28 protein-coding genes are annotated in these 26,679 nt (G+C 62.2%); 16 read left to right on the plus strand and 12 right to left on the minus strand.

The genetic code is table 11. The features are described from left to right. Nucleotides 1–27 precede the first annotated feature (27 nt). Nucleotides 28–1,005 (minus strand): NADPH:quinone reductase, encoded by a 978-nt coding sequence (locus tag IF103_RS00250; RefSeq protein ID WP_023377966.1) that lies wholly within the window; start codon nucleotides 1,003–1,005, stop codon nucleotides 28–30. Nucleotides 1,006–1,137: 132 nt separating this feature from the next. On the opposite strand from IF103_RS00250, the gene hemF reads away from it, so the two are divergent. After that, nucleotides 1,138–2,049, plus strand: a complete 912-nt coding sequence (hemF, locus tag IF103_RS00255) for an oxygen-dependent coproporphyrinogen oxidase (RefSeq protein ID WP_023377967.1) — start codon at nucleotides 1,138–1,140, stop codon at nucleotides 2,047–2,049. A gap of 25 nt (nucleotides 2,050–2,074) precedes the next feature. Then, a complete protein-coding gene (gene aroE, locus IF103_RS00260; protein WP_104881035.1) occupies nucleotides 2,075–2,899 on the plus strand; it encodes a shikimate dehydrogenase in 825 nt (274 codons plus the stop codon). A gap of 312 nt (nucleotides 2,900–3,211) precedes the next feature. On the opposite strand, the gene IF103_RS00265 is transcribed toward aroE, so the two are convergent. From IF103_RS00265 to betC, 3 genes are all read right to left on the minus strand, one after another. Further along, nucleotides 3,212–4,777 (minus strand): SulP family inorganic anion transporter, encoded by a 1,566-nt coding sequence (locus IF103_RS00265; protein WP_027906640.1) that lies wholly within the window; start codon nucleotides 4,775–4,777, stop codon nucleotides 3,212–3,214. Between the two features lie 115 nt (nucleotides 4,778–4,892). After that, on the minus strand, nucleotides 4,893–5,816 hold the full coding sequence (gene choX / locus IF103_RS00270; RefSeq protein ID WP_023377971.1) for a choline ABC transporter substrate-binding protein: 924 nt from the start codon (nucleotides 5,814–5,816) through the stop codon (nucleotides 4,893–4,895). 14 nt (nucleotides 5,817–5,830) lie between these two features. Then, nucleotides 5,831–7,348, minus strand: coding sequence for a choline-sulfatase (gene betC / locus IF103_RS00275; RefSeq protein ID WP_023377972.1), 1,518 nt, complete (start codon nucleotides 7,346–7,348; stop codon nucleotides 5,831–5,833). Nucleotides 7,349–7,457: 109 nt separating this feature from the next. On the opposite strand from betC, the gene IF103_RS00280 reads away from it, so the two are divergent. Then, entirely contained in the window at nucleotides 7,458–8,363 is a 906-nt protein-coding gene (locus IF103_RS00280) for a choline sulfate utilization transcriptional regulator (RefSeq protein ID WP_023377973.1), read from the plus strand. Nucleotides 8,364–8,380: 17 nt separating this feature from the next. Beyond that, nucleotides 8,381–8,713, plus strand: a complete 333-nt coding sequence (locus tag IF103_RS00285) for a DOPA 4,5-dioxygenase family protein (protein ID WP_023377974.1) — start codon at nucleotides 8,381–8,383, stop codon at nucleotides 8,711–8,713. Between the two features lie 90 nt (nucleotides 8,714–8,803). Here the strand turns inward: IF103_RS00285 and trpA are convergent, their stop codons facing one another. Beyond that, nucleotides 8,804–9,613, minus strand: a complete 810-nt coding sequence (gene trpA / locus IF103_RS00290; protein ID WP_023377975.1) for a tryptophan synthase subunit alpha — start codon at nucleotides 9,611–9,613, stop codon at nucleotides 8,804–8,806. Beyond that, complete coding sequence (gene trpB / locus IF103_RS00295) at nucleotides 9,610–10,827, minus strand: tryptophan synthase subunit beta (protein ID WP_023377976.1); 1,218 nt, start codon at nucleotides 10,825–10,827, stop codon at nucleotides 9,610–9,612. Before trpB ends, trpA begins: the two co-directional genes overlap by 4 nt. Before the next feature lie 109 nt (nucleotides 10,828–10,936). Between trpB and IF103_RS00300 the strand changes: the two genes are divergently transcribed. Continuing rightward, complete coding sequence (locus tag IF103_RS00300) at nucleotides 10,937–11,833, plus strand: LysR family transcriptional regulator (RefSeq protein WP_023377977.1); 897 nt, start codon at nucleotides 10,937–10,939, stop codon at nucleotides 11,831–11,833. On the opposite strand, the gene IF103_RS00305 is transcribed toward IF103_RS00300, so the two are convergent. Further along, on the minus strand, nucleotides 11,830–12,153 hold the full coding sequence (locus tag IF103_RS00305; RefSeq protein WP_023377978.1) for an ElaB/YgaM/YqjD family protein: 324 nt from the start codon (nucleotides 12,151–12,153) through the stop codon (nucleotides 11,830–11,832). The genes IF103_RS00300 and IF103_RS00305 overlap by 4 nt on opposite strands. Before the next feature lie 150 nt (nucleotides 12,154–12,303). Between IF103_RS00305 and IF103_RS00310 the strand changes: the two genes are divergently transcribed. Then, nucleotides 12,304–12,519 carry a dodecin gene (locus IF103_RS00310; RefSeq protein WP_023377979.1) on the plus strand — a complete coding sequence of 72 codons (216 nt, stop codon included), beginning with the start codon at nucleotides 12,304–12,306 and terminating at the stop codon, nucleotides 12,517–12,519. A 106-nt stretch (nucleotides 12,520–12,625) separates the two neighbouring features. Further along, nucleotides 12,626–12,847: a DUF1161 domain-containing protein gene (locus IF103_RS00315; protein ID WP_027906638.1), complete on the plus strand. Its 222-nt coding sequence runs from the start codon at nucleotides 12,626–12,628 to the stop codon at nucleotides 12,845–12,847. Between the two features lie 77 nt (nucleotides 12,848–12,924). Here the strand turns inward: IF103_RS00315 and IF103_RS00320 are convergent, their stop codons facing one another. Beyond that, complete coding sequence (locus tag IF103_RS00320) at nucleotides 12,925–13,929, minus strand: LLM class flavin-dependent oxidoreductase (protein ID WP_023377983.1); 1,005 nt, start codon at nucleotides 13,927–13,929, stop codon at nucleotides 12,925–12,927. 154 nt (nucleotides 13,930–14,083) lie between these two features. Between IF103_RS00320 and IF103_RS00325 the strand changes: the two genes are divergently transcribed. Beyond that, nucleotides 14,084–14,509: an OsmC family protein gene (locus IF103_RS00325; RefSeq protein WP_023377984.1), complete on the plus strand. Its 426-nt coding sequence runs from the start codon at nucleotides 14,084–14,086 to the stop codon at nucleotides 14,507–14,509. 73 nt (nucleotides 14,510–14,582) lie between these two features. Further along, a complete protein-coding gene (locus IF103_RS00330; protein ID WP_023377985.1) occupies nucleotides 14,583–14,816 on the plus strand; it encodes a DUF1161 domain-containing protein in 234 nt (77 codons plus the stop codon). Between the two features lie 30 nt (nucleotides 14,817–14,846). Here the strand turns inward: IF103_RS00330 and IF103_RS00335 are convergent, their stop codons facing one another. Continuing rightward, nucleotides 14,847–15,260 (minus strand): PA0061/PA0062 family lipoprotein, encoded by a 414-nt coding sequence (locus IF103_RS00335; RefSeq protein ID WP_023377986.1) that lies wholly within the window; start codon nucleotides 15,258–15,260, stop codon nucleotides 14,847–14,849. Between the two features lie 55 nt (nucleotides 15,261–15,315). Next, a complete protein-coding gene (locus IF103_RS00340) occupies nucleotides 15,316–15,729 on the minus strand; it encodes a PA0061/PA0062 family lipoprotein (RefSeq protein WP_023377987.1) in 414 nt (137 codons plus the stop codon). A gap of 66 nt (nucleotides 15,730–15,795) precedes the next feature. Here IF103_RS00340 and IF103_RS00345 point away from each other — a divergent pair, with 66 nt between their 5' ends. Continuing rightward, the gene (locus IF103_RS00345) at nucleotides 15,796–16,887 is read left to right on the plus strand and encodes an aminopeptidase (RefSeq protein ID WP_027906637.1); all 1,092 of its coding nucleotides are present in this window, start codon (nucleotides 15,796–15,798) and stop codon (nucleotides 16,885–16,887) included. Nucleotides 16,888–16,920: 33 nt separating this feature from the next. Here the strand turns inward: IF103_RS00345 and IF103_RS00350 are convergent, their stop codons facing one another. Both IF103_RS00350 and IF103_RS00355 read right to left on the minus strand, forming a co-directional pair. Continuing rightward, complete coding sequence (locus IF103_RS00350) at nucleotides 16,921–17,571, minus strand: HAD family hydrolase (protein WP_023377989.1); 651 nt, start codon at nucleotides 17,569–17,571, stop codon at nucleotides 16,921–16,923. A gap of 58 nt (nucleotides 17,572–17,629) precedes the next feature. After that, nucleotides 17,630–18,178 carry a gamma carbonic anhydrase family protein gene (locus IF103_RS00355; RefSeq protein WP_023377990.1) on the minus strand — a complete coding sequence of 183 codons (549 nt, stop codon included), beginning with the start codon at nucleotides 18,176–18,178 and terminating at the stop codon, nucleotides 17,630–17,632. 66 nt (nucleotides 18,179–18,244) lie between these two features. On the opposite strand from IF103_RS00355, the gene prlC reads away from it, so the two are divergent. The 6 genes from prlC to IF103_RS00385 all read left to right on the plus strand — a co-directional run bounded on the left by prlC (nucleotide 18,245) and on the right by IF103_RS00385 (nucleotide 26,622). Beyond that, nucleotides 18,245–20,332 carry an oligopeptidase A gene (gene prlC / locus IF103_RS00360; protein ID WP_027906636.1) on the plus strand — a complete coding sequence of 696 codons (2,088 nt, stop codon included), beginning with the start codon at nucleotides 18,245–18,247 and terminating at the stop codon, nucleotides 20,330–20,332. Then, nucleotides 20,329–20,610, plus strand: a complete 282-nt coding sequence (locus tag IF103_RS00365) for a YheV family putative zinc ribbon protein (RefSeq protein ID WP_202675789.1) — start codon at nucleotides 20,329–20,331, stop codon at nucleotides 20,608–20,610. The genes prlC and IF103_RS00365 overlap by 4 nt, the downstream gene beginning before the upstream one ends. Before the next feature lie 132 nt (nucleotides 20,611–20,742). Beyond that, complete coding sequence (locus IF103_RS00370; protein ID WP_104883092.1) at nucleotides 20,743–22,752, plus strand: M3 family metallopeptidase; 2,010 nt, start codon at nucleotides 20,743–20,745, stop codon at nucleotides 22,750–22,752. A 76-nt stretch (nucleotides 22,753–22,828) separates the two neighbouring features. Next, nucleotides 22,829–23,887 (plus strand): PA0069 family radical SAM protein, encoded by a 1,059-nt coding sequence (locus tag IF103_RS00375; RefSeq protein WP_023377994.1) that lies wholly within the window; start codon nucleotides 22,829–22,831, stop codon nucleotides 23,885–23,887. 292 nt (nucleotides 23,888–24,179) lie between these two features. Beyond that, nucleotides 24,180–24,899 carry a carbonic anhydrase gene (locus IF103_RS00380; RefSeq protein ID WP_023377995.1) on the plus strand — a complete coding sequence of 240 codons (720 nt, stop codon included), beginning with the start codon at nucleotides 24,180–24,182 and terminating at the stop codon, nucleotides 24,897–24,899. Nucleotides 24,900–25,086: 187 nt separating this feature from the next. Further along, complete coding sequence (locus IF103_RS00385) at nucleotides 25,087–26,622, plus strand: SulP family inorganic anion transporter (protein ID WP_023377996.1); 1,536 nt, start codon at nucleotides 25,087–25,089, stop codon at nucleotides 26,620–26,622. Nucleotides 26,623–26,679 lie beyond the last annotated feature (57 nt).

Raw genomic sequence — 26,679 nt, forward strand, 5'->3', positions numbered from 1 at the left:
CTCGCAGGAGCCGACTTGCCGGCGATTTCAGGGCAGTAGTACCGTCGAACCCACGGTCCTGCGCGCCGACAACTCAGCCTGCGCCTTGGCCGCCTCGCTCAGCGGATAGCGCTGCTGGATATCCACGACCAGCTTGCCACTGGCGATCATCGAGAACAGATCGTCCGCCATGGCCTGAGTGTTTTGCGCATTGTTGGCATAGCTTGCCAGCGTTGGTCGGGTGACATACAGCGAACCCTTCTGCGACAGGATCCCCAGGTTGACGCCGGTCACCGCTCCGGAGGCATTGCCGAAACTCACCATCAGCCCCCGTGGTTTGAGGCAGTCCAACGAAGTCAGCCAGGTGTCGGCACCCACGCCGTCATACACCACCGGGCATTTCTGACCGTCGGTCAGTTCCAGCACGCGCTGGGCGACATCTTCGCGGCTGTAGTCGATGGTCGCCCAAGCCCCTAGTGCCTTGGCCCGCTCGGCCTTTTCGGCGGAGCTTACGGTTCCGATCAGTTTGGCGCCCAGCGCCTTGGCCCACTGGCACGCCAGCGACCCTACCCCACCGGCTGCTGCATGGAACAGAACGAAGTCACCCGGCTGCACGGCGTAGGTCTGCTTGAGCAGGTACTGCACGGTCAGACCCTTGAGCATCACTGCCGCGGCTTGCTCGAAGCTGATGCTGTCGGGCAGCTTGACCAGATTGGCTTCGGGCAAGGTATGTACCTCGCTGTAGGCGCCCAGTGGGCCGCCAGCGTGGGCCACACGGTCACCGACCTTCAGCCGGGTGACGCCTTCGCCAACTGCCTCGACAACGCCGGCTGCTTCGGTGCCCAGGCCCGAAGGCAGAGACGGTGGCGAGTAAAGCCCGCTGCGGAAATAGGTGTCGATGAAGTTCAGGCCAATCGCATGGTTACGCACCCGCACTTGCTGCGGACCGGGTGGCGCAGGCTCGAACTCCACAAGTTGCAGAACCTCTGGGCCGCCATGCTGGCTGAACTGTATACGCTTGGCCATCTCGCACTCCTGTTGTCGGGATCGGAAGGCCTTCTATCGGACGCCTTTGCTTGATCGTCGTCAACTGCGGCGCGCTGGCTGCCGGTGGTATGCTACGCGGCGAATTTCTTCCTGCTCCTTCCAGGTGACCCGATGACCAGCCGCACCGAGGCCGTGAAAGCCTACCTGCTCGACCTGCAAGACCGCATCTGCTCTGCCCTCGAAGCTGAAGACGGCGGCGCCCGCTTCGTCGAGGACGCCTGGGTGCGCGAAGCCGGTGGCGGTGGCCGTACGCGGGTGATCGGTGAAGGCAAAGTGATCGAGAAAGGCGGCGTGAACTTCTCCCATGTATTCGGCGCCGGCCTGCCGCCTTCGGCCAGTGCCCACCGCCCGGAGCTGGCGGGTCGTGGCTTCGAGGCGTTGGGCGTGTCGTTGGTGATTCACCCGCACAATCCACATGTACCCACCTCCCATGCCAATGTGCGTTTCTTCATTGCCGAGAAGGAAGGCGAAGAGGCGGTCTGGTGGTTCGGCGGTGGTTTCGACCTGACCCCCTACTACGGCAACGAGGAAGACTGCATCCACTGGCACCGTGTGGCCCAGCAGGCCTGCGCGCCGTTCGGCGCCGACGTGTACCCCCGCTACAAGGCCTGGTGCGACCGTTACTTCCACCTCAAGCACCGTGGTGAACCTCGGGGTATTGGGGGCTTGTTCTTCGATGACCTGAACGAGTGGGACTTCGATACCTGCTTCGCTTTCATCCGCGCCATCGGTGACGCCTACGTCGACGCTTACCTGCCGATCGTCCAGCGCCGCAAGGACACGCCCTACACGCCCCAGCAGCGTGAGTTCCAGGAGTACCGCCGTGGCCGCTACGTCGAGTTCAACCTGGTCTACGACCGTGGCACTCTGTTCGGCCTGCAATCGGGTGGGCGCACCGAGTCGATCCTGATGTCGTTGCCACCGCAGGTACGCTGGGGTTATGACTGGAAGGCCGCACCAGGTAGCGAAGAAGCGCGCCTGACCGAGTATTTCCTGCAGGACCGTGACTGGCTCGCCCAGTAAGTCTGTGGATAACCAAGGAGCCCTCATGGACCAGTATGTCGTTTTCGGCAACCCGATTGGCCACAGCAAGTCGCCTTTGATCCATCGTCTGTTCGCCGAGCAGACCGGTCAGGATCTGGAGTACGCCACCCTGCTGGCGCCGCTGGATGAGTTCAGCGATTGCGCCCGCGGCTTCTTCAAGCAAGGCAGCGGGGCCAATGTGACCGTGCCGTTCAAGGAAGAGGCTTTCCGGCTCTGCGAAAGCCTCACGCCTCGGGCCCGGCGAGCGGGCGCAGTGAACACCTTGAGCAAACTGGCGGACGGCACGCTGCAAGGGGATAACACCGATGGCGCGGGCCTGGTGCGAGACCTGACGGTGAATGCCGGGGTCGAGCTGACAGGCAAGCGCATCCTCATTCTCGGTGCCGGAGGTGCGGTACGCGGCGTGCTGGAGCCGATCCTGGCGCACAAGCCACAATCATTGGTGATCGCCAACCGCACGGTGGAAAAGGCCGAGCAGCTGGCGCGTGAATTCGATGAGCTGGGGCCGGTGGTGGCCAGCGGTTTTTCCTGGTTACAGGAGCCGGTGGATGTGATCATCAATGCGACGTCTGCGAGCCTTTCCGGTGAGTTGCCACCGATTGCCGACAGCCTGGTCGAGCCGGGGCGGACGGTTTGCTACGACATGATGTATGGCAAGGAGCCGACGCCGTTTTGCCAATGGGCCAGCAAGCTTGGGGCTGCCAAGGTGCTGGATGGGCTGGGGATGCTGGCCGAGCAGGCGGCCGAGGCGTTCTTCATCTGGCGTGGGGTGCGGCCGGACACGGCGCCTGTGCTGGATGAGCTGCGTCGGCAGTTGGCGCGCCGTTGACCTCGGATCGCTGTTGGATGAATTGGCGTTCCAGGGCGATCTGCTGCCGGTATTGAGCGAGCTTTGCTTCGGATTGCGCTTTGCCAGTATAGGGATCCCGAGCGGTCATTTGGCTTTCCAGCCGGGCAATGCGTGCTTGTGCATCGGCAACGCTCCAGCAGTCATCCGCAGCATAGGTGCCTGGCGCCACCAGCAATGGCACCAACGCGAGGTAAACGCAGCTACTCATGGCGTACTCTGTGGTGAATGGACGCCATGCACTTTTTCATCGCCTGCAGGTTGTCCGCAACTGACAGAATTGACAGTTGACTGTCAGTCTTCGAAACGTATTGGACAGTTCGCAAGGCCTTCCAGCTTCTGCAATTCCTCTACCACCTGCGGCCTTGCCCGCTGCAATGTCAGGCTCCCACCAAGGCGCATCAATCGCCGCGCTTCGCGGTGCAGCATATCCACACCCGAGTAGTCGATGAAGTTCACCTGCCGCGCATCGATCACCACATGCGGCCCCTGGCAGCGCTGTAACCGCACTTGCAGGTAATGCGCTGCGCCGAAGAATATCGACCCGCCCACCCGCAGCATGTCGGCTTCGCCTTCCCGGCTCTGCTGCACCCGTGGCCGCGAAGTGCGCTTGAGGTAGAAGAACAGTGACGCCAGCACCCCGGCATAGATCGCTGTCTGCAGCTCCAGCAGCAAGGTGGCGGCGGCGGTCAGTGCCATGACCAGGAACTCAGAGCGGCTGACCCGAAACAGCGCCCGGATTGCCCGATGGTCCACCAGCCCCCAGCAGATCAGCAAAATGCTGCCGGCCATGGCCGGAATGGGCAGATGCGCAATCAACCCGGCGCCCATGACGGCGAACAACGCCACCCACAGGGCCGAGAACACGCCAGCCATGGGGGACTGAGCACCCGCGTCGTAACTTAGCCCGGAACGGGTGAACGAGCCGGACGACAAGTAGCCGGAGAAGAATGCCCCGACGATGTTCGACACGCCTTGGCCACGGATTTCCTGGTTGGCGTCGATCAGTTGCTCGGAGCGCGACGACAAGGAACGGGCAATCGAAAGACTGGTCACCAACCCCAGCATGCCCACGGCGACGGCACTGGGCAGTAGACGCAAGATCAGCTCGAAGTCCAGCAATGGCAGTGGGCTGAGCGGCGGCAGTTGGCCGACGAAGGCAGGCACGCGCTGTACATGGCCAAAGACGCTCGGCAACAGCCAGGTCACCAGACTCACCAGCACCAGACTTATCAACAGGCTGGGCCAGCGGGGTCGCAGGCGTTTGAACGCCATCCCGATCAGCAAGGTGGCCAATCCCAGCGCCAGCGACGGCCAGTCGACTTCTCCGGCATGGCTAGCCAAGTCCTGCAGGGTTTTCAGCGCCGTGGCCTGGCTGGGCAGGTCCATGCCCAGCAGATTGGGCAATTGGCCGAGGGCGATGACGATGGCGGCGCCCAGCGTGAATCCAAGCACCACGGAATGGGAAACGAAATTGACCAGCGCGCCGAAACGCAGCAAGCCCAGCAGCAATTGGAAAATGCCGGCGAGGAACGTCAGCAGCAGCACCAAGGTCACGTAGTCAGCGCTTGTGGGCACGGCCAGCGGGCTGACACTGGCGTAGAGGACGATGGAGATGGCGGCGGTCGGGCCGCAGATCAGGTGCCAGGAGGACCCCCACAGGCAGGCGACCAGAACCGGCACGATGGCGGCGTACAGGCCATACTCGGCAGGCAGCCCGGCGATCAGGGCATAGGCGATGGATTGTGGCAAGGCCAGGATGGCCCCGCTCAGGCCCACCAGCAGGTCCTGGCGCAGACTGCGGCCCGATTGGCGGGGCAGCCAGGTGAGGAAGGGCAGCAGGTGGTAAAGGCGCGGCATGCATCGTTCCTGTTCAATATCGCCTACGAGGGCTTGGCCTTCGTTACGCGACACAAGGCCGCCCCCGCAAATTCTCTGGGTGTGCGGAGCGGCCTCAGTAGCCCACAGTCAAAAATCAGAGCCTAGCGTTCACTGCCTCCAGGGCATCGCCATCGGCCTTGGTGGTAACGCCTGCCAACCACGCTTCCAGCACCTGCGGATTGGCCTTCACCCACGCTTTGGCCGCTTCATCGAAGCCGATCTTCTTATCCACAACCTCGGCCATGATGCTGTTTTCCATGTCCAAGGTAAATTTTAGGTTGCCAAGCAGTTTCGCCGCATTTGGGCATGCTTGTGGATAACCCTTGCGCGTCAACGTGTAGACGTCGCCTTTGCTGCCGAACCACTTCTCCCCGCCGGTCAGGTAATGCATTTTAAGTTTCACGTTCATAGGGTGAGGTGTCCAGCCGAGGAAAGTGATGAACTGCTGCTTCTTCACGGCGCGGTCCACCTGCGCCAGCATTGCCTGCTCGCTGGATTCGACCAGTTTCCACTGGCCGAGGTTGAACTGGTTCTTGTCGATGATCTCTTTCAGCGACAGGTTGGCGGGGGCCCCGGAACCGATCCCGTACAGCTTCTTGTCGAACTGCTCGGCATGCTTCTGCAGGTCGGCAAAGTCTTTCACGCCTGCCTGCCAGACATAGTCCGGCACTGCCAGGGTGAACTCGGTTCCCTCCAGGTTGCGCGACAGCCGCTGCACATCGCCGTTGGCGATGAATTTGTCATGGAAGCCCTGCTGTGCAGGCATCCAGTTACCAAGGAACGCGTCGACCCGGCCATCTTTGAGGCCACCGTAGATGATCGGTACCGCCAGGCTGTCGATCTTCACCTGGTAGCCCAGGCTTTCCAGAAGCAGGCGGCTGATGGCGTTGGTGGAAGCGATATCGCTCCAGCCGGGGTCAGCCATTTTCACGGTGCTGCATTGTGCATCGCTGTCGGCGGCATGGGCCGTGCCCAGGCTCAGGGTAAGGGCGAACACGGCGGCGGAGAACTTCTGCATGGCGGCCTCTCTTCTCAATCCAGGGGGGCGGGCTGTGGATAACGTGCCTTGCGCTCGAGGTCGTCGAGATCGATGTGGTTACGCATGTACTGTTGGCTGGCATCGACCATCGGTTGGTGGTCCCAGCTTTTCAGCGTGCCGATGGCCAGCGCTTCGGCCACCAGACGGCGGCGTCTCTGGCTGGCCAGCACCTGCTGGCGCAGGCTGGGGATATCCCAGCGTTGGCGGGCTTCATCGACGAATGCCTGCAGCCGCGCCTGATGGTCCGGGCTGCTGGTGAGGTTCTCCCGCTCGTGCGGGTCGCTGCTCAAGTCATAGAGTAAGCAAGGATCGTCCTCGCTGTACACGAACTTGTACGGGCCACGACGGATCATCATCAGTGGGCCGACGGTGCCTTCGGCCATGTATTCGCCGATCACCTCGTCATGGCCACCCTGCCCTTGCAGGTGGCCGAGCAATGAGCGGCCATCCAGGTGCAGGTTTTTATCCACAGCACCGCCGGCCAGTTCGACCAGGGTCGGCAGCAGGTCACAAGTGGAGACCGAAGCGCTGACTCTCGTTGGAGCGAAGCGTTTCGGTGCATGGATCAACAGTGGCACACGGGCCGACATCTCGAACCAATGCATCTTGTACCAGAGCCCGCGCTCGCCAAGCATGTCGCCATGGTCGCCGGAGAATACGATCAGGGTGTCATCCGCCAGGTCACACTCCTCGAGCGTTTGCAGGAGTTGGCCGATGTTGTCGTCGATATAGCTGCATGCGCCGAAGTACGCGCGGCGTGCGTCGCGAATCTTATCCACAGGCAGGGTTCGGTCCCACAGGTCGTAGACCTTGAGCAGCCTTTGCGAGTGCGGGTCCTGCTCATGCTGGCCGAACTCAGCGCGCGGCATGGGGATATCCACAGCCTCGTAGCGATCCCAGTAGCGTCTGGGGATGGTGTACGGATCATGGGGATGGGTCATGGACACCGTCAGACAGAACGGGCGGCCATCATTGTCGCGGACATGGTCGTAGAGGTACTGGCGCGCCTTGAACACCACCTCCTCGTCGAAGTCCAGTTGGTTGGTGCGCACGCAAGGGCCGGCCTGAAGTACCGAGGACATGTTGTGATACCAGCTCGGGCGCTCGTCCGGGGCGTCCCAATTCACCGCCCAGCCATAGTCGGCCGGGTAGATGTCGCTGGTCAGGCGCTCCTCATAGCCGTGCAACTGGTCTGGACCGCAGAAGTGCATCTTGCCGGACAGTGCGGTGCGGTAACCGAGGCGGCGCAGGTAGTGGGCGTAGGTCGGCACATCAGCGGGGAAATCGGCCGCGTTGTCATAGGCACCAATGCGGCTCGGGAGCTGGCCACTGACCAGGGTGAAACGCGACGGCGCACAAAGCGGGCTGTTGCAGTAGGCGGAGTCGAACACCACGGCTTGCTCGGCCAGGCGGCTCAGGTGGGGCATCTGAATGGGTGAAGGGGCGTAGATCGGTAGCAGGGGCGCGGCCATCTGGTCGGCCATGATGAACAGGATATTCGGGCGCTTCATGGTTGGCTTCCATCGTTCAGTATTATGCGAACCGCTTGCCTACCAAGATGCGACTGTGGATAACATGGGTAAAGCCCATGGCGGGCAATGACTGGGATTAGCCAAGCTTATGTTTGAGCACCTTGCCAAGTTATCCCTCGATGCTCTGCGCGTATTCGAGGCCGCTGCCCGGCTGCGCGGGTTCACCGCTGCCGCGACCGAACTGGGGACCACCCAGCCGGCAGTGAGTCAGCAGGTCAAGCGGCTTGAGGCGCAGCTGGGGGCGCGCTTGTTCGACCGGATCTACCGGGGAATAGAGCTGACCGAAGCGGGCCAACAGCTGTTCGAGCAGGTACATCAGGGCCTGCAGACCATGAACGAAGGCATCGGCCAGGTCAGTGGCCGTGGCCAGCGTGAAGTGCTCCAGGTGGCCACTGATTTCGCCTTCGCGGCGTTCTGGCTGATGCCGAGGCTGCAGCGTTTTCATCAGGCTTATCCACAGGTCGATGTGAGTCTTGTCACTGGCGAGCGCAGTCAGGGCATGTTGCGGCCCGATATCGATGTGGCAATCCTGTTCGGGGACGGGCGCTTTCATCAGGGCGAGAGCAGGTGGCTGTTCGATGAGGAAGTATTCCCTGTCTGCAGCCCTCGGCTGATTCATGGCAAACCCCTGTCAGCCGTGGCTTTGCAACGATTGCCGTTGCTCCATTTGCGGGGCGAGCAGGCCAGTCGCTGGTTCGACTGGGCGGGCGTGTTTCGTGGACTCGGTGTGGAAAGTCCGGCCCCCTCCGGCCAGCTGCGTTTCGATAACTATACGTTGCTGATCCAGGCTGCCATCGCAGGCCAAGGGGTGGCCATCGGCTGGCGGCATCTGGTCGATGGCTTGGTGGAACAGGGGCTTCTATGCCGGCCGCTGGAGCAGAGTCTGAAGTCGAGTCGGGGCTATTATGTGGTATTGCCACCGCGCAAACGGCGTGGGGCATTGATCGAGCGGTTTGTCGACTGGCTGGAGCAAGAGCGCAGTGGCACTTCGTAGTGCATTCAGGAGTTTTCGTGCAAAGAATCAAGGGCTATCACGCCCATGTCTATTACGACGCGTCCACCATCGACCAGGCCCGCGAGTTGTGCGAAGAGGCCGCGCGGCTGTTTCCTGTAACCATGGGGCGTATGCACCAGAAACCGGTCGGTCCGCACCCAGACTGGAGTTGTCAGTTGGCGTTCGGACCAGAGGTGGTGGGGGTGGTGTTGCCGTGGTTGGCGTTGTACCGCAAGGGGCTGGTGGTGTTTCTGCATCCGCTGACGGGGGATGAGCTGGCTGACCACAGGGACCATGCGATCTGGATGGGCGCTGTGCGGCCGCTGGATCTGTCGATTTTTGCGAGTTAGGGCTTCAGGTCCCATCGCCGGTGTGCCGGCTCCTACGAGGTCCGAGCAGACCTGTAGGAGCCGGGTTGCCGGCGATGAGTACGACGTGTATCAGGCGCGAGCGCTGCGCACGCCATCGGCCAGTGCCGAGCAAAGGTTCAGCACGTCCTTCACAGCCTGATCGGCATTCTCGGCCTTGGCGATCTTGTCCACCAGCGCCGAACCCACCACGACACCGTCCGAGAGACGGGCAATCGCGGCAGCCTGCTCCGGCGTACGAATACCGAAACCAACGCTGATCGGCAGATCGGTATGTCGACGCAGACGGGCGATCGCCTCGGTCACGTGCTCGGTGGTCGCCGAGCCGGCTCCGGTCACACCCGCCACGGAAACGTAGTAGACGAAGCCCGAACTGCGCTCGAGCACCCGCGGCAGGCGAGCATCGTCGGTGGTCGGGGTGGTCAGGCGGATGAAGTCGATGCCCGCGGCCTGGGCCGGGGTAGCCAGTTCAGCGTCGTGCTCCGGTGGCAGGTCGACGATGATCAAGCCATCGACACCCGCTTCTTTGGCTTGGGCCACGAACTGTTCAACGCCAAAGCGGTGGATGGGGTTGTAGTAACCCATCAACACGATCGGCGTGGTCTGGTTGCCCACGCGGAACTCACGGACCATCTGCAGGGTTTTCGCCAGCGTCTGACCGGCCTCCAGTGCGCGCAGGGTGGCCAGCTGGATCGCGACGCCGTCGGCCATCGGGTCGGTGAACGGCATGCCCAGTTCGATCACGTCCGCGCCGGCTTCAGGCAGGCCTTTGAGGATCTGCAGCGAGGCGTCGTAGCCAGGGTCGCCGGCGGTGACGAAGGTGACCAGCGCGGAGCGGCCTTCGGCCTTCAGTTCGGCGAAGCGTTGTTCAAGACGGCTCATGCCTGTTTCTCCTGGGCGGCCATGTGATTCATCACGGTTTGCATGTCTTTGTCACCACGGCCGGACAGGCAGATGACCATCAAATGGTCCTTGGGCAGGGTCGGCGCACGCTTGATGGCTTCAGCCAGGGCATGGGAGCTTTCCAGGGCCGGGATGATGCCTTCGAGGCGGCACGTGGTGTGGAAGGCCGCGAGGGCTTCGTCGTCGGTGATGCTGACGTACTCCACGCGCTTCACTTCGTGAAGGTAGGCGTGCTCCGGGCCGATGCCTGGATAGTCGAGGCCTGCGGAAATCGAGTGGGCGTCTGTGATCTGACCGTCATTGTCCTGCAGCAGGTAGGTGCGGTTACCGTGCAGCACGCCTGGCACCCCACCGTTGAGGCTGGCGGCATGTTTGTCGGTGTTCACGCCGTGGCCACCGGCTTCCACGCCGATGATCTGCACGCTGGCATCATCGAGGAAATCGTGGAACAGGCCCATGGCGTTGGAGCCACCGCCGACGCAGGCGATCAGGCTGTCGGGCAGGCGACCTTCCTTTTCTTGCAGCTGGGCGCGGGTTTCCTTGCCGATGATCGACTGGAAGTCGCGGACCATCGCCGGGTACGGGTGCGGGCCGGCCACGGTGCCAATCAGGTAGAAAGTGTCTTCGACATTGGTAACCCAGTCGCGCAGGGCTTCGTTCATGGCGTCTTTCAGGGTGCCGGTGCCGGCGGTGACCGGGACGATCTCGGCGCCCAGCAATTTCATGCGGAACACGTTGGCCTGCTGGCGCTCGATGTCGGTGGCGCCCATGTAGATCACGCAGGGCAGGCCGAAGCGTGCGGCGACGGTGGCGGTGGCCACGCCGTGCATGCCGGCGCCGGTTTCGGCGATCAGGCGCTTCTTGCCCATGCGCTTGGCCAGCAGCACCTGGCCGATGCAGTTGTTCACCTTGTGGGCGCCGGTATGGTTGAGCTCTTCACGCTTGAAGAAAATCTTCGCGCCGCCGCAGTGTTCGGTCAGTCGCTCGGCGAAGTACAGCGGGTTCGGGCGGCCGATATAGTCGCGTTGGAAGTAGGCCAGTTCTTCGAGGAACTTGGGGTCGGCCTTGGCCGCTTCGTACTCACGGGCCAAATCCAGCACCAGCGGCATGAGGGTTTCGGCCACGTAGCGGCCGCCGAACGAGCCGAACAGGCCGTTGGCATCGGGGCCGGCGCGGTATTGAGTCTGGGTCATGGTGCGCTCCAAGGCGTGATCAAAGGGATATGGGCTTTACTCTAACCACGACACGCTCGCCTGAAAACCGATAAGATTGCGTAAACCTGTCAGAAAAACTCACACGTAAATGGCTCAGGATCTCCCTCCCCTCAACGCCGTGCGCGCTTTCGAAGCTGCCGCCAGACTCAACAGCGTCAGCTTGGCGGCCGAAGCGCTGCATGTAACCCATGGTGCCGTCAGTCGGCAGATCAAGGTGCTGGAAGAGCACCTGGGCGTGGCGCTGTTCGTCAAGGACGGGCGTGGCATCAAACTCACAGATGCCGGTGTGCGCCTGCGTGACGCCAGTTCCGATGCCTTCGACCGCCTGCGTGCTGTGTGCGCCGAGCTGGGCCGGGATGTCGGGGAGGCGCCGTTCGTCCTGGGTTGCTCGGGCAGCCTGCTGGCGCGTTGGTTCATTCCCAGGCTCGGTCGGCTGAAGGCGGACCTCCCCGAACTGCGCCTGCACCTGTCTGCAGGTGAAGGCGACCTGGACCCACGACGGCCTGGACTGGATGCCTTGCTGGTGTATGCCGAGCCGCCCTGGCCGGCGGACATGCAAGTGCATGTGCTGGCCGAGGAGCGCATCGGGCCGGTACTGAGCCCGCACTTCGCCGGTTTCGAGCGCTTGCGTGGCGCACCGGCCAAGGCCTTGCTGGAGGAGGCGTTGCTGCACACCACATCACGGCCTCAGGCTTGGCCGACCTGGGCCGGGCAGCAGGGGCTGGACCCCGCGGCGTTGAAGTACGGCCAGGCATTCGAGCATTTGTACTACTTGCTGGAGGCGGCCGTTGCCGGCCTGGGCGTGGCAATTGCCCCGCAGCCCCTGGTGGCCGATGACTTGCGTGCGGGACGTTTGACTGCGCCGTGGGGCTTTTCACCGACCTCCGCTGCCCTGGCGCTTTGGGTGCCCCGGCGCGCCGCGGATGGGCGCGCCGAGCAACTGGCGGATTGGTTGCGTCGTGAACTTCAGCGTCAGGCGGGTTAGTTGCGACGGGACAGCAGGTAAGCCGCCAGCAGACCAAGTGCGCCCACCGCCACGCCTGTGGTCGTCCAAGGATGCTGCTGTGCGTAGTCTCGGGTGGCAATGCCGGTCTGACGGGTACGGGTCTTCACCTCCTCGTAGGCATCGCTGAGCAGGCTGCGCGAATGCTTGAGCGCGCTTTCGGCGTTGCTGCGGATGGCCTTCATCGACTTCTGGGATTCCTCGGACGCGTCATGTTTGAGCGTTTCAAGGGTTTTCAAAAGGCTTTCGATTTCCGCTTCCATGCTTTCCAGGGATGCTTTGCGCAGCGAGTTGCGGTGCATGTTGACTCTCCTTCGCAGGGTGGACTGTACAGGTTGCGACTGCGCGGGCAGGCAAAAGTGCGATCGAACTTTCGATGGTGGCTGCTGCTCGCAGGTAAACCATGCCTGCGCTGCTAGGCTGAATCTCACCGTCATCCAAGGAGAGTGCTCATGTCCGATCATCACACCTACAAGAAGATCGAGCTGGTGGGATCTTCACCCAACAGCATCGAAGAGGCGATCAACAATGCCCTGGCCGAAGCTGGCAAGAGCATCAAGCACCTGGAATGGTTCGAAGTGGTCGACACCCGGGGTCACATCCGGGACAACAAGGCGGCGCACTTCCAGGTCACGCTTAAGGTCGGGTTCCGCATCGCCAATAGTTGACCCATGATCGGGATGGAAAGTCCCGGCGTGATGGCGTTATAACGCTGGAGGGTGCCTGGGTGGGGCCCTTCTTGTCTTTTCTCATCTGAAACAAGGAATGCGGTCGATGAAGAAACTGATGCTTGCGATAGGCCTGATGGCGCTGGCCGGTGGTGCGATGGCGGCCGGGAAGCCGTGCGAGGAACTCAAGGCGGAAATCGCGGCCAAGCTCGATGCCAAGGGTGTCAAAGGCTACACGCTTGAGATCGTCAACAAGGGTGACCCAGCGGGCAAGGTGGTCGGCACCTGCGAAGGCGGCAAAAAAGAAATCGTCTACCGACGTGGATGAGCGTTGGCCCGTTCGCTGGCAAACCCGCTCCCACGGGCGGTGCCCCCGCAGGAGCCGGTTTGCCGGTTGATTGGGCGCTACTCGGCCTTCAAGGCCTGCGCCAGTAATTCATAGGACCGGACCCGGTCTGCATGCTCGTACAAGTCGCAGGTGAAGATCAGCTCATCCGCGCCCGTCTGTTCCAAGAGCACTTGCACCTTAGCCCGCACTTTCTGCGGGCTGCCGATCATCGCCAGGCCCAGGAAGCTGCCCACTGCGTCCCGCTCATGGGGCAGCCAAAGGCCGTCCATGCTCGGCACCGGGGGCCGCTGCATCAGGCTTTGTCCGCGAATCAGGGCGAGAATGCGCTGGTACACGGATGTGGCCAGGTATTCGGCCTTCTCGTCGGTTTCTGCCACGACCATCGGTACTCCGAGCATTACATAAGGCTTGTCCAGGACCGTGGACGGTTTGAAATGGTCGCGGTAGATGCGGATGGCCTCATGCATGTAGCGCGGCGCGAAGTGCGATGCGAAGGCATAGGGCAGCCCACGCATGCCCGCCAACTGGGCGCTGAACAAGCTGGAGCCGAGTAACCAGAGTGGCACCTCGGTATCGTGGCCGGGGACGGCGATCACTTTCTGATCAGGTGTGCGCGGTCCGAGATAGCGCGACAGTTCTTCGACATCGTCGGGGAAGTCGTCAGCACTGCCGGAGCGTTCGCGGCGCAGGGCCCTTGCAGTCATCTGGTCGGAGCCTGGCGCACGGCCAAGGCCCAGGTCGATGCGGCCCGGATAGAGGCTGGCCAGGGTACCGAACTGCTCGGCGATCACCAGGGGCGCGTGGTTGGGCAGCATGATGCCGCCGGAGCCGACCCGAATGGTCGATGTGCCACCGGCCAGGTAGCCGATCAGCACTGACGTGGCCGAACTGGCGATCCCATCCATGTTGTGGTGTTCGGCGACCCAGAAGCGGTTGTATCCGAAGCGCTCGACGTGTTGTGCCAGGTCCAGCGAGTTGCGCAGCGACTGCGCCGGGCCGGCGTCGGCACGGACGGGCACCAGGTCGAGGGTGGAAATTTTCAGGTCACGCAACTGCGTCATCGGAGCCTCCGTAAGGGTGATTGGCCAGAGGCCATGTGAACTCTGTATGGGCACATTCGGCCGTTTCAATGCGTGATGGCCGATTAGTCTGAACTTGCCGGGGGGCGTTGGCCTCTGAACCCATGAGTACCTAACCCAGCGCTCAGGAGGCAATATGAAGAAGACAGCATCAGCGATCTGGCAAGGTGGTTTGAAAGACGGCAGCGGCTTTCTCTCCACGGAAAGCGGGGCCCTGAAGCAGAACCCTTATGGCTTCAATACCCGTTTCGAAGGCTCACCTGGCACCAACCCGGAAGAGTTGATCGGCGCAGCCCACGCAGGCTGTTTTTCGATGGCCCTTTCCATGATGCTGGGCGAGGCGGGGCTGACCGCAGAGCGCATCGACACCATCGCCGAGGTCTCTCTGGATAAACAGGCCGATGGCTTTGCCATTACCGCGGTGCACTTGGTTCTGCGGGCCAAGGTGCCGGGGGCCAGCGAGTCGCAGTTCCTGGAAATCGCCAACAAGGCGAAGGCAGGCTGCCCGGTTTCCAAACTGCTCAATGCCACTGTCAGCCTCGATGCCTTGCTGGTGGGCTAGGCGGCGCAACTGCGGCGGTTTGCGGTAGTCTAAACAGCGTTGGCAGCGAGACTGCCTTTTGAGGAGCTGTTCAATGATCCGCGTAACAATCGCCGTGCTGGCTTCCTTGGTCGCTACGTCCGCACTGGCCGCGGTCAAACCGTGCGAGGAACTGAAGGCCGAGATCGAAGCGAAGATCCAGGCGCAAGGTGTGCCGTCCTACACCCTGGAAATCGTGCCTAACAGCGAGGTCAAGGACCCCAACATGGTCGTGGGCAGCTGTGATGGCGGTACTAAGAAAATCATCTACCAGAAGAATGACCGGTAGCAGGTGGGGCCGCTTTACGGCCCCAAGCGCTCAGGGCACGCAGAAGACCCTGCTGGGTTCATTCACCAGCACCTCGCGGTTGGCATCGTACAACAGCACTTGTGGCTTCATCACCGGTGCCCTGGCCTCCAGGCGATAGCGCTCGCCGGCCTTGAAGTCGTCGTAGCGTACGGTCAGGTAACAGGTGCGATCCACGGGTTGGGACATGACCCCGCCGGAGTAGATCTCGTAGTCGAAACGCACCACCAGTTCATGCTTGCCCGGCGTGACCTGGAAAAAGCGACCGTCCTCCAGGCGCTTGCCATCGAGTCGATCGGCCATGATGACCCGTCCTGGGGTGGTGGTATAGAGGTCGACCCAGGCCTGCTTGGGGTCGGCGGGCGGCAAGGGGCTGGCGCAAGCCCCCAGTGCGCTGAGAGCGATCAGCATCATAGGCTGGCGCATGGCGAAACTCCCGCTTGCGGTTCACAAGCTACAAGCATAGCGCCGTTCAGCATGTTCAGGTACGTTGACAGCCCGCTGGCAGCCCTTGTCCGACCAGTTTTTGCTGCTGGTCGTAGAGTTTGATCCAGGGGCGGAAACCGATGCTGCCGGCCTGCATCTGGTAGCGCTGGCCAGCGCTGAAGTCCTTGAACGTGAGATTGAGTTGGCAGTCGCGCCACAGGGGCTCGCTGACCGGGCCGATATTGCTCGGTGTGACTGGAAACTGGTAACGCACGGTCAATTCGTGGCTGCCGGGCGCCACTTCGAAATAGCGTTTGTCTGCCCATTCGCGCTCGTCCACTTCAACGGCGTGCAGTGAGGTGTCGTCACTTGGGGCGAGATCGACCCAGGCCTGGTTGGGGTCTGGGTTGGGCAGCGTCGAGCAGGCGGACAACAGCATCAGCAAGCCGATGGCAAACAGTGGACGCATGGCGAAACTCCCCCTTGGCAAGATAGTCTTGGAGCGCATCGGCTGTGAGCGAGTAGATAGCCCAAGATGGTTCGATTTCTTCTTTTAAAGCGCTCAGGCTCTGGGCCACTCGACCGCGTTTTGACCTGTTTGGTTCCCTGGTTGGCCGCCCTTCTGCTGAACGGTTGCAGCAGCCTTGGGTATTACGGTCAGTTGGCTGAGGGTCAATGGCAGTTGTTGAATGCCCGCACGCCGGTGGCGCAGGTCATTGCCGACCCTGCTACCACGCCACGTTTGCGAGCTCGACTGGAGCATGCCGAGCAAGCTCGGGCATTTGCCAGCGAGCATCTGAAACTGCCGGACAACGGTAGTTACCGGGTATACGCCAACTTGGGGCGCCCCTTCGTCGTCTGGAACGTATTCGCCACGCCGGAGCTTTCGCTGCAGCCGGTGACCCACTGCTTCCCCATCGCGGGCTGTGTGGCCTATCGCGGCTATTACCGACAGGGCGCGGCACGCGGTGCGGCGGCGGTGATGCGCCGGGACGGCATGGATGTCTATGTCGGCGGCGTGGAGGCCTACTCCACCCTCGGCTGGTTCGATGACCCCATTCTGTCGTCGATGGTCGGCTGGGGGGATGAGCGGCTGGCTGCGCTGATCTTCCATGAGTTGGCCCACCAACGTGTCTATGTGAAGGATGACACCGAGTTCAACGAGTCATTCGCCACCTTCGTCGAGCAGGAAGGATCGCGGCAATGGCACGTGGCGCGCGGGTTTGCAACGATTCGGGACGGTCAGGTGAAACAACGCGACCAGTTCACGCGACTGGTTCTGGCCAGCCGCGAGCGACTCCAGGCGATCTATGCCGGGCCGCTGGACGATGCCCACAAGCGTATCGCGAAGCAGGCGGAGTTCGAACGCTTGCGTCGGGAGTATCGAGTGCTGCGCGACACCCAGTGGAGTGGCGACAAGCGTTACGACGCCTGGGTATACGGGCCAATGAACAATGCCAAGCTGTTGCCATTTGGGCTGTACGACCAGTGGGTGCCGGCCTTTGCGGCGCTGTTCGACGACGTGGGCGGGGATTGGGCGCGGTTCTATGGACGGGTCGAAGCGCTTGGGCGGTTGCCCCTTGCAGCGCGCAAGGCAGCTTTGGAGCAGTTGTTGACCGGGCATTGAGGTTTTGGGGCCGCGCAGCAGCCCCGACTGCCATCAGGCCTTGATGAATGCCGCGTGCATCTGGGCCAAGGTCGCGAAGTGGAACGCCGGCTCCTGTGCCATCAGCTCTTCATGGCTACCAAAGCCGTAACCCACGGCCACTGCCTGCAGGCCGTTGCTGCGGGCGCCGATCAGGTCGTGTTTGCGGTCGCCGATCATCAAGGTCTCGGCCGGGTTCAGCCCCTGCTCGTCGAGCAGGTGCCGGATCAGCTCCACTTTGTTGGTGCGAGTACCATCGAGCTCACTGCCGTAGATCACCTTGAAGTGGTGGTCGAACGCGAAGTGCCGGGCGATCTCGCGGGCATACTTCCAAGGCTTGGACGTGGCGATGTACAAGGTGCGGCCCTGCCCATTGAGCGCACTCAGCAGCTCGGGAACCCCATCGAACACCAGGTTTTCGTACAAGCCGGTGACGCTGAAACGTTCACGGTAGAAGTTCACCGCATCCCATGCCTTGGCCTCGTCGAAGTTGTAGAACTGCATGAAGGCCTGCAGCAGGGGGGGGCCGATGAAGTGTTCGAGGCGGGTCAGGTCCGGCTCGTCGATACCCAGCTTGGCCAAGGCGTACTGGATCGAGCGCGTGATGCCCTCGCGGGGGTCGGTGAGGGTGCCGTCAAGGTCGAAGAGTATGTTTTGCTGGTGCATGTGAAGGGGGTCACTCAAGTCGTTGATCGTTCCATTGGCGGGCTTACCCGCGAAGAGGTCATTCCGGTCGGTCGTAGCCTTCGGCCAGGTGCTGGTCCTTGAGCTTCACGTAATTGCTGGCGCTGTAGGGGAAAAAGGCGCGTTCCTTGTCAGTCAGCGGTCGGGCCTGCTTCACCGGACTGCCGACATACAGGTAACCGCTTTCCAGACGCTTGCCCGGCGGCACCAGGCTGCCGGCGCCGATGATCACTTCGTCCTCGACGATGGCGCCATCCATGATGGTGCTGCCCATGCCGACCAGGATGCGGCTCCCCAGGGTACAGCCATGCAGCATGACCTTGTGGCCAATGGTGACATCGTCGCCGATGATCAGCGGGAAACCATCGGGGTTGAACGGGCCTGCATGGGTGATGTGCAACACGCTGGCGTCCTGCACGCTGGTGCGCGCACCGATGCGGATGCGGTGCATGTCGCCGCGGATCACCGTCAGTGGCCAGACCGAGCTGTCCTCGCCGATTTCCACATCGCCCAGCACCACCGCCGAACGGTCGACGAAGGCCCGTGGTCCAACTTTCGGAGTGTGTTGCTGGAAGCTTCGGATGGCCATGATAGCGTCTCTCATCTGTGCCGATAGGCAGGCTGCCTGCTGCGGTCGGCGTCGATTGTAATTAAGATGGTCCAGTGTTTCTCCTGCCAAGGTATCCAAACCGTGAGTGCGAACAACCCGCTTCTGCAGTCCTACGATCTGCCGCCCTTCTCGGCGATCCGTGCCGAACATGTGCTGCCGGCGATCGAAGAGATCCTGGCCGACAACCGTAAAGCCATTGGCCAGATCCTCGAACAGCAAGGCAAGCAGCCCACCTGGGCCGGCCTGGTGCTGGCGATGGACGAGCTCAACGACCGACTGGGCGCCGCCTGGAGTCCGGTAAGCCACCTCAATGCGGTGTGCAACAGCCCGGAGCTGCGCGAGGCCTATGAGTCCTGCCTGCCGGCACTGAGCGCCTACTCTACCGAACTGGGGCAAAACCGCGCGCTGTTCGAAGCCTACCAGGCGCTGATCGACAGCCCGGAAGCCGCAGGCTTCGACGTGGCGCAGAAAACCATCCTGGAGCACGCCCTGCGTGACTTCCGCCTGTCGGGTATCGACCTACCTGCCGACAAGCAGCAGCGCTACGCCGAAGTGCAGAGCAAGCTGAGCGAGCTGGGCAGCCGCTTCTCCAACCAACTGCTCGATGCCACCCAGGCCTGGACCAAGCACGTCACCGACGAGGCAGCCCTGGCCGGTCTGACCGATTCGGCCAAGGCGCAGATGGCCGCCGCCGCTCAGGCCAAGGGCCTTGAGGGTTGGCTGATCACCCTGGAGTTCCCCAGCTATTACGCGGTAATGACCTACGCCAGCGATCGCGCCCTGCGCGAGGAGCTGTATGCCGCGTATTGCACCCGCGCCTCGGACCAGGGCCCGAATGCCGGGCAGTTCGACAACGGCCCGGTGATGCGTGAAATCCTCGACCTGCGCCAGGAACTGGCCGAGCTGCTCGGTTTCAAGAATTTCGCCGACCTGAGCCTGGCCACCAAGATGGCCGAGTCCAGCGACCAGGTGCTGAGCTTCCTGCGCGACCTGGCCAAGCGCTCCAAGCCCTTCGCTGCCCAGGATCTGGAACAGCTCAAGGCCTATGCAGCCGAACAAGGCTGCGCTGAGCTGGCCAGTTGGGACGCCGGCTACTTCGGCGAGAAGCTGCGCGAACAACGCTACAGCGTTTCGCAGGAAGCCCTGCGTGCCTACTTCCCGATCGACAAGGTGCTGTCCGGCCTGTTCAACATCGTCCAGCGTCTGTACGGCATCGAGATCGCCGAGCTCAAAGGCTTCGACACCTGGCACCCCGATGTGCGTCTGTTCGAGATCAAGGAAAATGGTCAGCACGTCGGCCGCTTCTTCTTCGATCTGTACGCCCGCGCCAACAAGCGTGGCGGCGCCTGGATGGACGGCGCTCGCGACCGTCGTCGCACCGCCAGTGGCCAGTTGCAGAGCCCGGTTGCCAACCTGGTGTGCAACTTCACCCCGGCCGCACCTGGCAAGCCCGCTTTGCTGACTCACGATGAAGTCACCACGCTGTTCCATGAATTCGGCCATGGCCTGCACCACCTGCTGACTCGGATCGAGCATGCGGGTGTATCGGGCATCAATGGCGTGGCTTGGGATGCGGTCGAGCTGCCGAGTCAGTTCATGGAAAACTGGTGCTGGGAGCCCGAAGGCCTGGCGCTGATCTCTGGCCATTATGAAACGGGCGAACCGCTGCCCAAGGACCTGTTGGACAAGATGCTGGCTGCGAAGAACTTCCAGTCCGGCATGATGATGGTGCGCCAGCTGGAGTTCTCGCTGTTCGATTTCGAGCTGCACGCTCGCCACGGCGACGGCCGCAGCGTACTGGAAGTGCTCGAAGGCGTGCGTGACGAGGTCTCGGTGATGCGTCCGCCGGCCTACAACCGCTTCCCCAACAGCTTTGCCCACATCTTCGCGGGCGGTTACGCGGCAGGCTATTACAGCTACAAATGGGCGGAAGTGCTGTCGGCTGACGCTTTCTCGCGCTTCGAAGAAGAAGGTGTGCTCAACGCCGAGACCGGGCGTGCATTCCGTGAGGCGATCCTCGCCCGTGGTGGCTCCCGCGAGCCGATGGTACTGTTCGTCGACTTCCGTGGTCGTGAGCCTTCCATTGATGCATTGCTGCGTCATAGTGGCTTGAGCGAGGACGCAGCGGCATGAGCGAGGTAGTCGTGAACAGAACCAAGAAGCGCTTCATCGCTGGGGCGGTATGCCCGGCATGCAGCGAGCCCGACAAGCTGATGATGTGGAACGAGGACGATGTGCCGCACCGCGAATGCGTGGCCTGCGGCTTTGCCGACACGCTCAATGAGCAGGGCCTGTCGGTGCCCAAGGAACTCGGCACCCGGGTCAACCAGCTGGCACCCAAGGCTGCTCCTGCCAAGGTCCAGATGGTGCAGTTCTTCCCCAATCCGAAGCTGAAGAAACCGGCTGAGTGACGCCCTGATGCCACCTGGGCCTTGTGCCTGGGTGGCATTCTCCTCTGCCCTGGGTGGTACATAGTGACGCCACCTGTTGTCCCTCCAGTGCGCATGCTCGCCTGCTCTTCAACATGAGCAAGGCAACGCACCATGGATACCCGTAATCCATTCCTGCAACACAGCAAGGTACCGCTGGACTACCATGCGGTGACCCTGGACAACATGCTCGCGGCTTTCGATTTCGTGCTGCAAGCCCATGAACACGGTATTGCGCGGATCATCGACGCTCAACAGACGCATCCGACCTGGGACGACTTCGTGCTGGCGATCGATGAACTGGACGCCCAGTTGCTGGCCGTCTTCAATGCGTCGTTGCCGCTGCTGGGCAGAGGAGAGGATTGGGGCAAGGCCGTCCTCGGGTTCTATGGAAAGGTTGTTGAACGCTTCGACCAGAAGCTGACCAATGGCCGCCTGCAAGCGCTGTACGAGCGCTTGGCGAGGCGTGCCAACGGCGTGAATCTGGACGCGCACAAGCGTGCCACCTTGCGCTGGTACCTCGACAACTTCGCCATCAGCGGCACGGCCCTCGATACCGACGGCAAGGCCCGTCTGGCTGAGTTGCAGAGGCAGATCACCACCTTGCGCGGGCAATATCAGTTGAATCTCAACCGCCCCGGCCTGCGCATCGACGATGAAGCTCAATTGCGTGGCATTCCCCAGCGTGTGCGCGACGAACTGGCATCCCGAGCGAGGGAGGCAGGTGAGCGAGGTTGGTTGATCGCGTGCGAGACTGCGGTCACTGAAACGGTGCTCATGTACGCTGAGCATCGTCCGCTACGTGAAAGCGTCTATCGTGCGTACCACCTTCGAGGTGTCAGCGAAGATGGGCAGCAGGACAATGGCACGTACTTGCAGCGTCTGGCGGAACTGCTGGATGAGAAAGCGCTTTTGCTCGGTTTTGCCAACCACCCTGAACTGAGCTTGCAAGCCAAGAGCGCGGGGGGACTCGCGCAGGTGAACAGGTTCCTTCACGACCTGGCCGACAATCTGCGGCCAGCCATGATCGAGCGTCGCTCACGGATCGAGAGCCAAGCCGCCGTGCAGGGTGTGAGCGACCCTGAGCCGTGGGACATGAGCTTCTTGCAGGCGCGACACAAAGCGTCGACCAAAGTGCTTTCCACCGAGTCACTGCGCGAGTTCTTCCCGTTGCCCGTGGTAGTGTCGGCATTGACCCAGTTGGCTGAGAAGCTATTTGGCCTCTTGCTTGTACCAAAGCCGTTCGCCGCCTGGGATGAAAGCGTGCAGACATTCGAGGCCTGGCAGGACAACGCCTTGATCGGCTTCTTGTATCTGGACGCCGTGCAGCATCCTGGCAAGCAGCTGGATTGGGTGAGCACCACTTACATACGCAGCCGTCGGGTCAATGCCGAAGGGGTGTATCAAGAAGCTGCCGTCGTAGTGTTCAGCGACATTCCAGCCGCCGTCGATGGCGGCCAGCCGCTACTCGATCACCTGTCCCTGCGCAAGCTCTACCATGAGTTTGGCCATGCCTTGCACCACCTGCTGGTGCGTACCACAAACCATGTATTGTCCAATGTGTCCGCGCTCGGTACGGACGGCGTCGAGCTGTTTGGCAAGCTGTTCGAGCGTTGGGTGTGGAACGCGGATTACCTGGCCGGAATCTCGTCGCATCAATGGAACGGCACTAAGCTCGATCGCACGCGGGTGGAGGAATGCCTGGGCCGCCTTAGGCAGGATGGCCTGGAGGAAGCGGCAGGCCACCTGAGCCTTGCGCTGTTCGACCTGGACCTGCATGCCACACCGAAGGATGGTCGGACCCTTGAACAACGCCTGACCGACGCCCGCGCACGCTGCGGATATTGGCCGCTTGCCGACTTCGAGCGTCCTGCCCATGCCTTCCAGCACCTGGTAAGCGGCTACGATGCGGGCTACTACGCCTATTTATGGTCGGACGTGCATGCCTTCGACCTGTTCACGCGTTTCGAGGCTCAAGGCCTGCTCGACCGTGGCACCGGGCGCGCGTTGCAGGAGGCATTGTTCGCCCCAGGAGCCTCACGGCCACTTCGCGAAGGAATCGAGGCCTTCCTTGGGCGTGCACCAAGCCACCTGCCCTACTTGCGCTGGCATGGTGTGAATTGATACTGCCCTGACCAAAGGGGCTGGAAGAATCATCTGGGCTGAGGCACTGTATGTAAATACAGTATCGAGGTGAGCGATGATTCCTCCAGCGCCGCAAAAGGGCCGTGGCACGGTTCACAATCCGCACAACCGCTTCGCACCGAGTCAATCGGTGGCCGAAGACGATGGCTGGTATCAAGAGGTTCCTCTCACCCAGGGTACCGAGGTGAGCGTCGAAACGGCCAAGTCGGTCATCAGCCGCAACACCTCCCCCGACCTGCCCTTCGATCGTTCCATCAACCCCTACCGTGGCTGCGAACATGGTTGCATCTACTGCTATGCCCGCCCCTCGCATGCTTACTGGGACTTGTCTCCGGGCCTGGATTTCGAAACCAAACTGATCGCCAAGACCAACGCAGCCGAGGTGCTGGCACAACAGCTGAGCAAACCGGGTTATGTCTGCGCACCGATCAACCTGGGCTCCAATACCGACCCCTACCAGCCCATCGAACGTGAACAGCAATTGACCCGGCGTCTGCTTGAGGTGCTGTTGCGCTTTCGCCATCCGGTCACCATCGTCACCAAAGGTGCGCTGGTGCTGCGTGATCTCGACTTGTTGGCGGAGATGGCCAGCCAGCGCCTGGTGCGGGTGATGATCAGCCTCACCACGTTGGATGATGAGCTCAAGCGCGTGCTGGAACCCCGCGCGGCGGCACCCAAGGCGCGGTTGAGGGCGATTCGGGTATTGCGCGAAGCAGGGGTGCCGGTGGGCGTGCTGTGCTCCCCCATCATCCCGATGATCAATGACAGCGAGCTGGAGCACCTGCTGGAAGCCGCCAAGGAAGCCGGCGCGCAGAGCGCCGCCTACATGATGCTGCGCCTGCCACTGGAAGTGGCGCCGCTGTTCGAGCAATGGCTGCACGACCACTATCCACAACGTGCCGCGCATGTGCTCAGCTTGATCCGCCAGAGCCGAGGCGGCGAGCTCTACGACAGTCGGTTCGGGGCACGCATGCGTGGCGAGGGGGTATTCGCCGATCTGCTGGCCCAGCGTTTCGCCAGGGCCATGCGTCGTCTGGCTTTCGAACGCCGGGAGGCTCAGTCTCTGGACTGCTCGTCCTTTTGCCCTCCGGGTGGACAGATGGCGCTGTTCTGAACCATCGAGGCAATGCTGTTGCATCCAATGAGGCTAATGGCAGCCAATAATTTCACTCATAGGGGTTGGCGGCTGATGCTTTTTTGATATTATTCAGCTCCCTCCTCCTTGGTCTGGAACGCTTGTTCTAGAGCCTCCGAATTCAGTTTCAATTAAGTTTTCCCCGCTAGCGTATGCAATCAGTCGGCAGCGACTGTGATGAATGGCCTGCGTGCGTCATCTAAATCCCCGCATAGCCAGAATCTTTCACCGGTAAAATGGATTTACCTACAAACCGTCAAGAGGATGAATCATGCCCGTCAAGGACCCATCCAAGGTCGTTCCGGAGGCCCCCGCCGAGAGCGCCGATGCCGCCCTGAAGCACATCGTCGACGGCTTCCTGCGCTTTCACCATGACGTCTTCCCCGAGCAGCAAGAGTTGTTCAAGAAGCTCGCCACCGCGCAGAAGCCGCGCGCCATGTTCATCACCTGCGCCGACTCGCGCATCGTCCCTGAGCTGATCACCCAGAGCTCGCCAGGCGATCTGTTCGTGACCCGCAACGTCGGCAACGTGGTCCCCCCGTATGGTCAGATGAACGGCGGCGTTTCCACCGCCATCGAATATGCGGTGCTCGCCCTGGGCGTGCATCACATCATCGTTTGCGGCCACTCCGACTGCGGCGCGATGCGTGCCGTGCTCAACCCCAGCTCGTTGGAGAAGATGCCAACGGTCAAGGCTTGGCTGCGCCACGCCGAAGTCGCCCGTACCGTGGTCGAGGACAACTGCTCGTGCGGCAGCGAGCACGAGACCATGAAAGTGGTGACCAAGGAAAACGTCATCGCCCAATTGCACCACCTGCGCACACATCCTTCGGTCGCGTCGCGCCTGGCGGCGGGCCAGCTGTATATCCATGGTTGGATCTACGACATCGAGACCAGTCAGATCGAAGCCTACGACGCGGCAAGCGACAGCTTCCTGCCGCTCACCGCGGGTGAGCCGATCCCCTGCGCGACCCCGAGAGGCCGCTACTAAGCGACCCTGACACCCGCATTACCTTGATAGCCGACTGCACCCGTTCTGGGTGCGGTGCGGCCTTCTGCTGCCTTGAATCTCCCTGACTGTCTTGCCGGCAACGCTGCTGGCGGCCCGCGCCTGCGCGCTTGTCAGGGCCAACATGCCTATGGCCAGAGGAATGGCCTGTGACAGAGGAAGGAAAGAAATGGTGAACAAGACACAGATAACAGCGGCATTGCCGCGCGAACTACTGGCATCAGTCGTAGTGTTTCTGGTGGCCCTGCCGTTGTGCATGGGCATTGCGATCGCCTCGGGCATGCCTCCGGCCAAGGGCCTGATCACAGGCATCATCGGCGGTATCGTGGTTGGCTTCCTGGCAGGTTCGCCGCTGCAGGTCAGTGGACCGGCGGCTGGTCTGGCGGTGCTGGTGTTCGAGCTGGTACGCCAGCATGGCATCGCCATGTTGGGGCCGATTCTGCTGGTAGCAGGCTTGTTGCAGCTGCTGGCCGGGCGCCTGAAGTTGGGCTGTTGGTTCCGGGTCACGGCCCCAGCGGTGGTGTATGGCATGCTGGCCGGCATCGGGGTGCTGATCGTGCTGTCGCAGTTGCACGTGATGTTTGACACCGCCCCGCAGCCAACCGGCATGCAGAATCTGCTGGCGTTTCCTGCGACAGTTGCCGCAGCCCTGCCGTCGGAAAGCGCCGGCGCGGCCTGGCAGGCCGGTGCGCTGGGGCTGGGCACCATCGCCATCATGTGGGGCTGGGAGCGCCTGCGGCCTCAGCGACTGCGCTTCATCCCCGGCGCCCTGCTGGGCGTGGCGTCAATGACGGCAGTCAGCATATGGCTGGGGCTTTCGGTGAATCGGGTGCAGGTGCCGGCCGACCTGACCGAGGCCATCGACTGGATTCGCCCGGATGACCTGCTGAAGCTGGCCGACCCTACGCTTCTGGTAGCGGCCTTCGCCTTGGCTTTCATCGCCAGTGCCGAAACCTTGCTGTCAGCCGCTGCGGTGGACCGCATGCACAGTGGCCAGCGTTCGGACTTCGACCGTGAATTGTCCGCCCAAGGTATCGGCAACATGCTGTGCGGCGTGCTTGGCGCCTTACCGATGACCGGGGTGATCGTACGCAGCTCAGCCAATGTCCAGGCGGGAGCAAAGACCCGCGCCTCGGCCATCTTCCACGGCCTTTGGCTGCTGGCGTTCGTCGTCGCCCTGAGCAGCGTGCTGCAGCAAATCCCGGTGGCAAGCCTGGCAGGCGTTCTGGTGTTCACGGGTATCAAACTGGTGGACTTCAAGGCCTTCCGTGGTTTGGGGCGCTACGGGCGGATGCCGATGTTCACCTACGCGGCCACCGCGCTGGCCATCATTTTCACCGACCTTCTGACCGGTGTGCTGCTGGGCTTTGCCCTGACCCTGCTCAAGCTGGCTTTCAAGGCGGCGCGCCTGAAGATCAGCCTGGTAACCCTGGAAAAGCCTGGGCACATGGAGCTTCGGCTCAGTGGTGCCGCGACCTTTCTCAAGGTGCCGGCGCTGACCCAGGTGCTCGATACCGTTCCGGCGGGTACCACATTGCATGTGCCGCTGGGCAACCTGAGCTACATAGACCACTCATGCCTTGAGCTGCTGGAGGACTGGAGCCGCAGCAATTCGGCCAATGGTTCGCGGTTGAAGATCGAGCAGCGCCGCTTGAAACGGCGCATCGAGGGCCGGTTGCGTACGACCGTGGGCGTCGGAGCGTAACCCCAAACTGGCGTACAGGGCGACGTGGTCATTGGTGGGCGCGGGACAAACCCGCCC

The sequence above is a fragment of the Pseudomonas sp. SK2 genome, assembly GCF_016772395.1.
GTDB classification, from domain to species: domain Bacteria; phylum Pseudomonadota; class Gammaproteobacteria; order Pseudomonadales; family Pseudomonadaceae; genus Aquipseudomonas; species Aquipseudomonas taiwanensis.

What these genes read in the sequence shown, in the direction of transcription:
- IF103_RS00250 (WP_023377966.1), bottom strand. Translation starts at nt 1,005, where the DNA reads ATGGCCAAGCGTATACAGTTCAGCCAGCATGGCGGCCCAGAGGTTCTG.
- hemF (WP_023377967.1), top strand. Translation starts at nt 1,138, where the DNA reads ATGACCAGCCGCACCGAGGCCGTGAAAGCCTACCTGCTCGACCTGCAA.
- aroE (WP_104881035.1), top strand. Translation starts at nt 2,075, where the DNA reads ATGGACCAGTATGTCGTTTTCGGCAACCCGATTGGCCACAGCAAGTCG.
- IF103_RS00265 (WP_027906640.1), bottom strand. Translation starts at nt 4,777, where the DNA reads ATGCCGCGCCTTTACCACCTGCTGCCCTTCCTCACCTGGCTGCCCCGC.
- choX (WP_023377971.1), bottom strand. Translation starts at nt 5,816, where the DNA reads ATGCAGAAGTTCTCCGCCGCCGTGTTCGCCCTTACCCTGAGCCTGGGC.
- betC (WP_023377972.1), bottom strand. Translation starts at nt 7,348, where the DNA reads ATGAAGCGCCCGAATATCCTGTTCATCATGGCCGACCAGATGGCCGCG.
- IF103_RS00280 (WP_023377973.1), top strand. Translation starts at nt 7,458, where the DNA reads ATGTTTGAGCACCTTGCCAAGTTATCCCTCGATGCTCTGCGCGTATTC.
- trpA (WP_023377975.1), bottom strand. Translation starts at nt 9,613, where the DNA reads ATGAGCCGTCTTGAACAACGCTTCGCCGAACTGAAGGCCGAAGGCCGC.
- trpB (WP_023377976.1), bottom strand. Translation starts at nt 10,827, where the DNA reads ATGACCCAGACTCAATACCGCGCCGGCCCCGATGCCAACGGCCTGTTC.
- IF103_RS00300 (WP_023377977.1), top strand. Translation starts at nt 10,937, where the DNA reads ATGGCTCAGGATCTCCCTCCCCTCAACGCCGTGCGCGCTTTCGAAGCT.
- IF103_RS00305 (WP_023377978.1), bottom strand. Translation starts at nt 12,153, where the DNA reads ATGCACCGCAACTCGCTGCGCAAAGCATCCCTGGAAAGCATGGAAGCG.
- IF103_RS00310 (WP_023377979.1), top strand. Translation starts at nt 12,304, where the DNA reads ATGTCCGATCATCACACCTACAAGAAGATCGAGCTGGTGGGATCTTCA.
- IF103_RS00315 (WP_027906638.1), top strand. Translation starts at nt 12,626, where the DNA reads ATGAAGAAACTGATGCTTGCGATAGGCCTGATGGCGCTGGCCGGTGGT.
- IF103_RS00320 (WP_023377983.1), bottom strand. Translation starts at nt 13,929, where the DNA reads ATGACGCAGTTGCGTGACCTGAAAATTTCCACCCTCGACCTGGTGCCC.
- IF103_RS00325 (WP_023377984.1), top strand. Translation starts at nt 14,084, where the DNA reads ATGAAGAAGACAGCATCAGCGATCTGGCAAGGTGGTTTGAAAGACGGC.
- IF103_RS00330 (WP_023377985.1), top strand. Translation starts at nt 14,583, where the DNA reads ATGATCCGCGTAACAATCGCCGTGCTGGCTTCCTTGGTCGCTACGTCC.
- IF103_RS00335 (WP_023377986.1), bottom strand. Translation starts at nt 15,260, where the DNA reads ATGCGCCAGCCTATGATGCTGATCGCTCTCAGCGCACTGGGGGCTTGC.
- IF103_RS00340 (WP_023377987.1), bottom strand. Translation starts at nt 15,729, where the DNA reads ATGCGTCCACTGTTTGCCATCGGCTTGCTGATGCTGTTGTCCGCCTGC.
- IF103_RS00345 (WP_027906637.1), top strand. Translation starts at nt 15,796, where the DNA reads ATGGTTCGATTTCTTCTTTTAAAGCGCTCAGGCTCTGGGCCACTCGAC.
- IF103_RS00350 (WP_023377989.1), bottom strand. Translation starts at nt 17,571, where the DNA reads ATGCACCAGCAAAACATACTCTTCGACCTTGACGGCACCCTCACCGAC.
- IF103_RS00355 (WP_023377990.1), bottom strand. Translation starts at nt 18,178, where the DNA reads ATGGCCATCCGAAGCTTCCAGCAACACACTCCGAAAGTTGGACCACGG.
- prlC (WP_027906636.1), top strand. Translation starts at nt 18,245, where the DNA reads ATGGTCCAGTGTTTCTCCTGCCAAGGTATCCAAACCGTGAGTGCGAAC.
- IF103_RS00365 (WP_202675789.1), top strand. Translation starts at nt 20,329, where the DNA reads ATGAGCGAGGTAGTCGTGAACAGAACCAAGAAGCGCTTCATCGCTGGG.
- IF103_RS00370 (WP_104883092.1), top strand. Translation starts at nt 20,743, where the DNA reads ATGGATACCCGTAATCCATTCCTGCAACACAGCAAGGTACCGCTGGAC.
- IF103_RS00375 (WP_023377994.1), top strand. Translation starts at nt 22,829, where the DNA reads ATGATTCCTCCAGCGCCGCAAAAGGGCCGTGGCACGGTTCACAATCCG.
- IF103_RS00380 (WP_023377995.1), top strand. Translation starts at nt 24,180, where the DNA reads ATGCCCGTCAAGGACCCATCCAAGGTCGTTCCGGAGGCCCCCGCCGAG.
- IF103_RS00385 (WP_023377996.1), top strand. Translation starts at nt 25,087, where the DNA reads ATGGTGAACAAGACACAGATAACAGCGGCATTGCCGCGCGAACTACTG.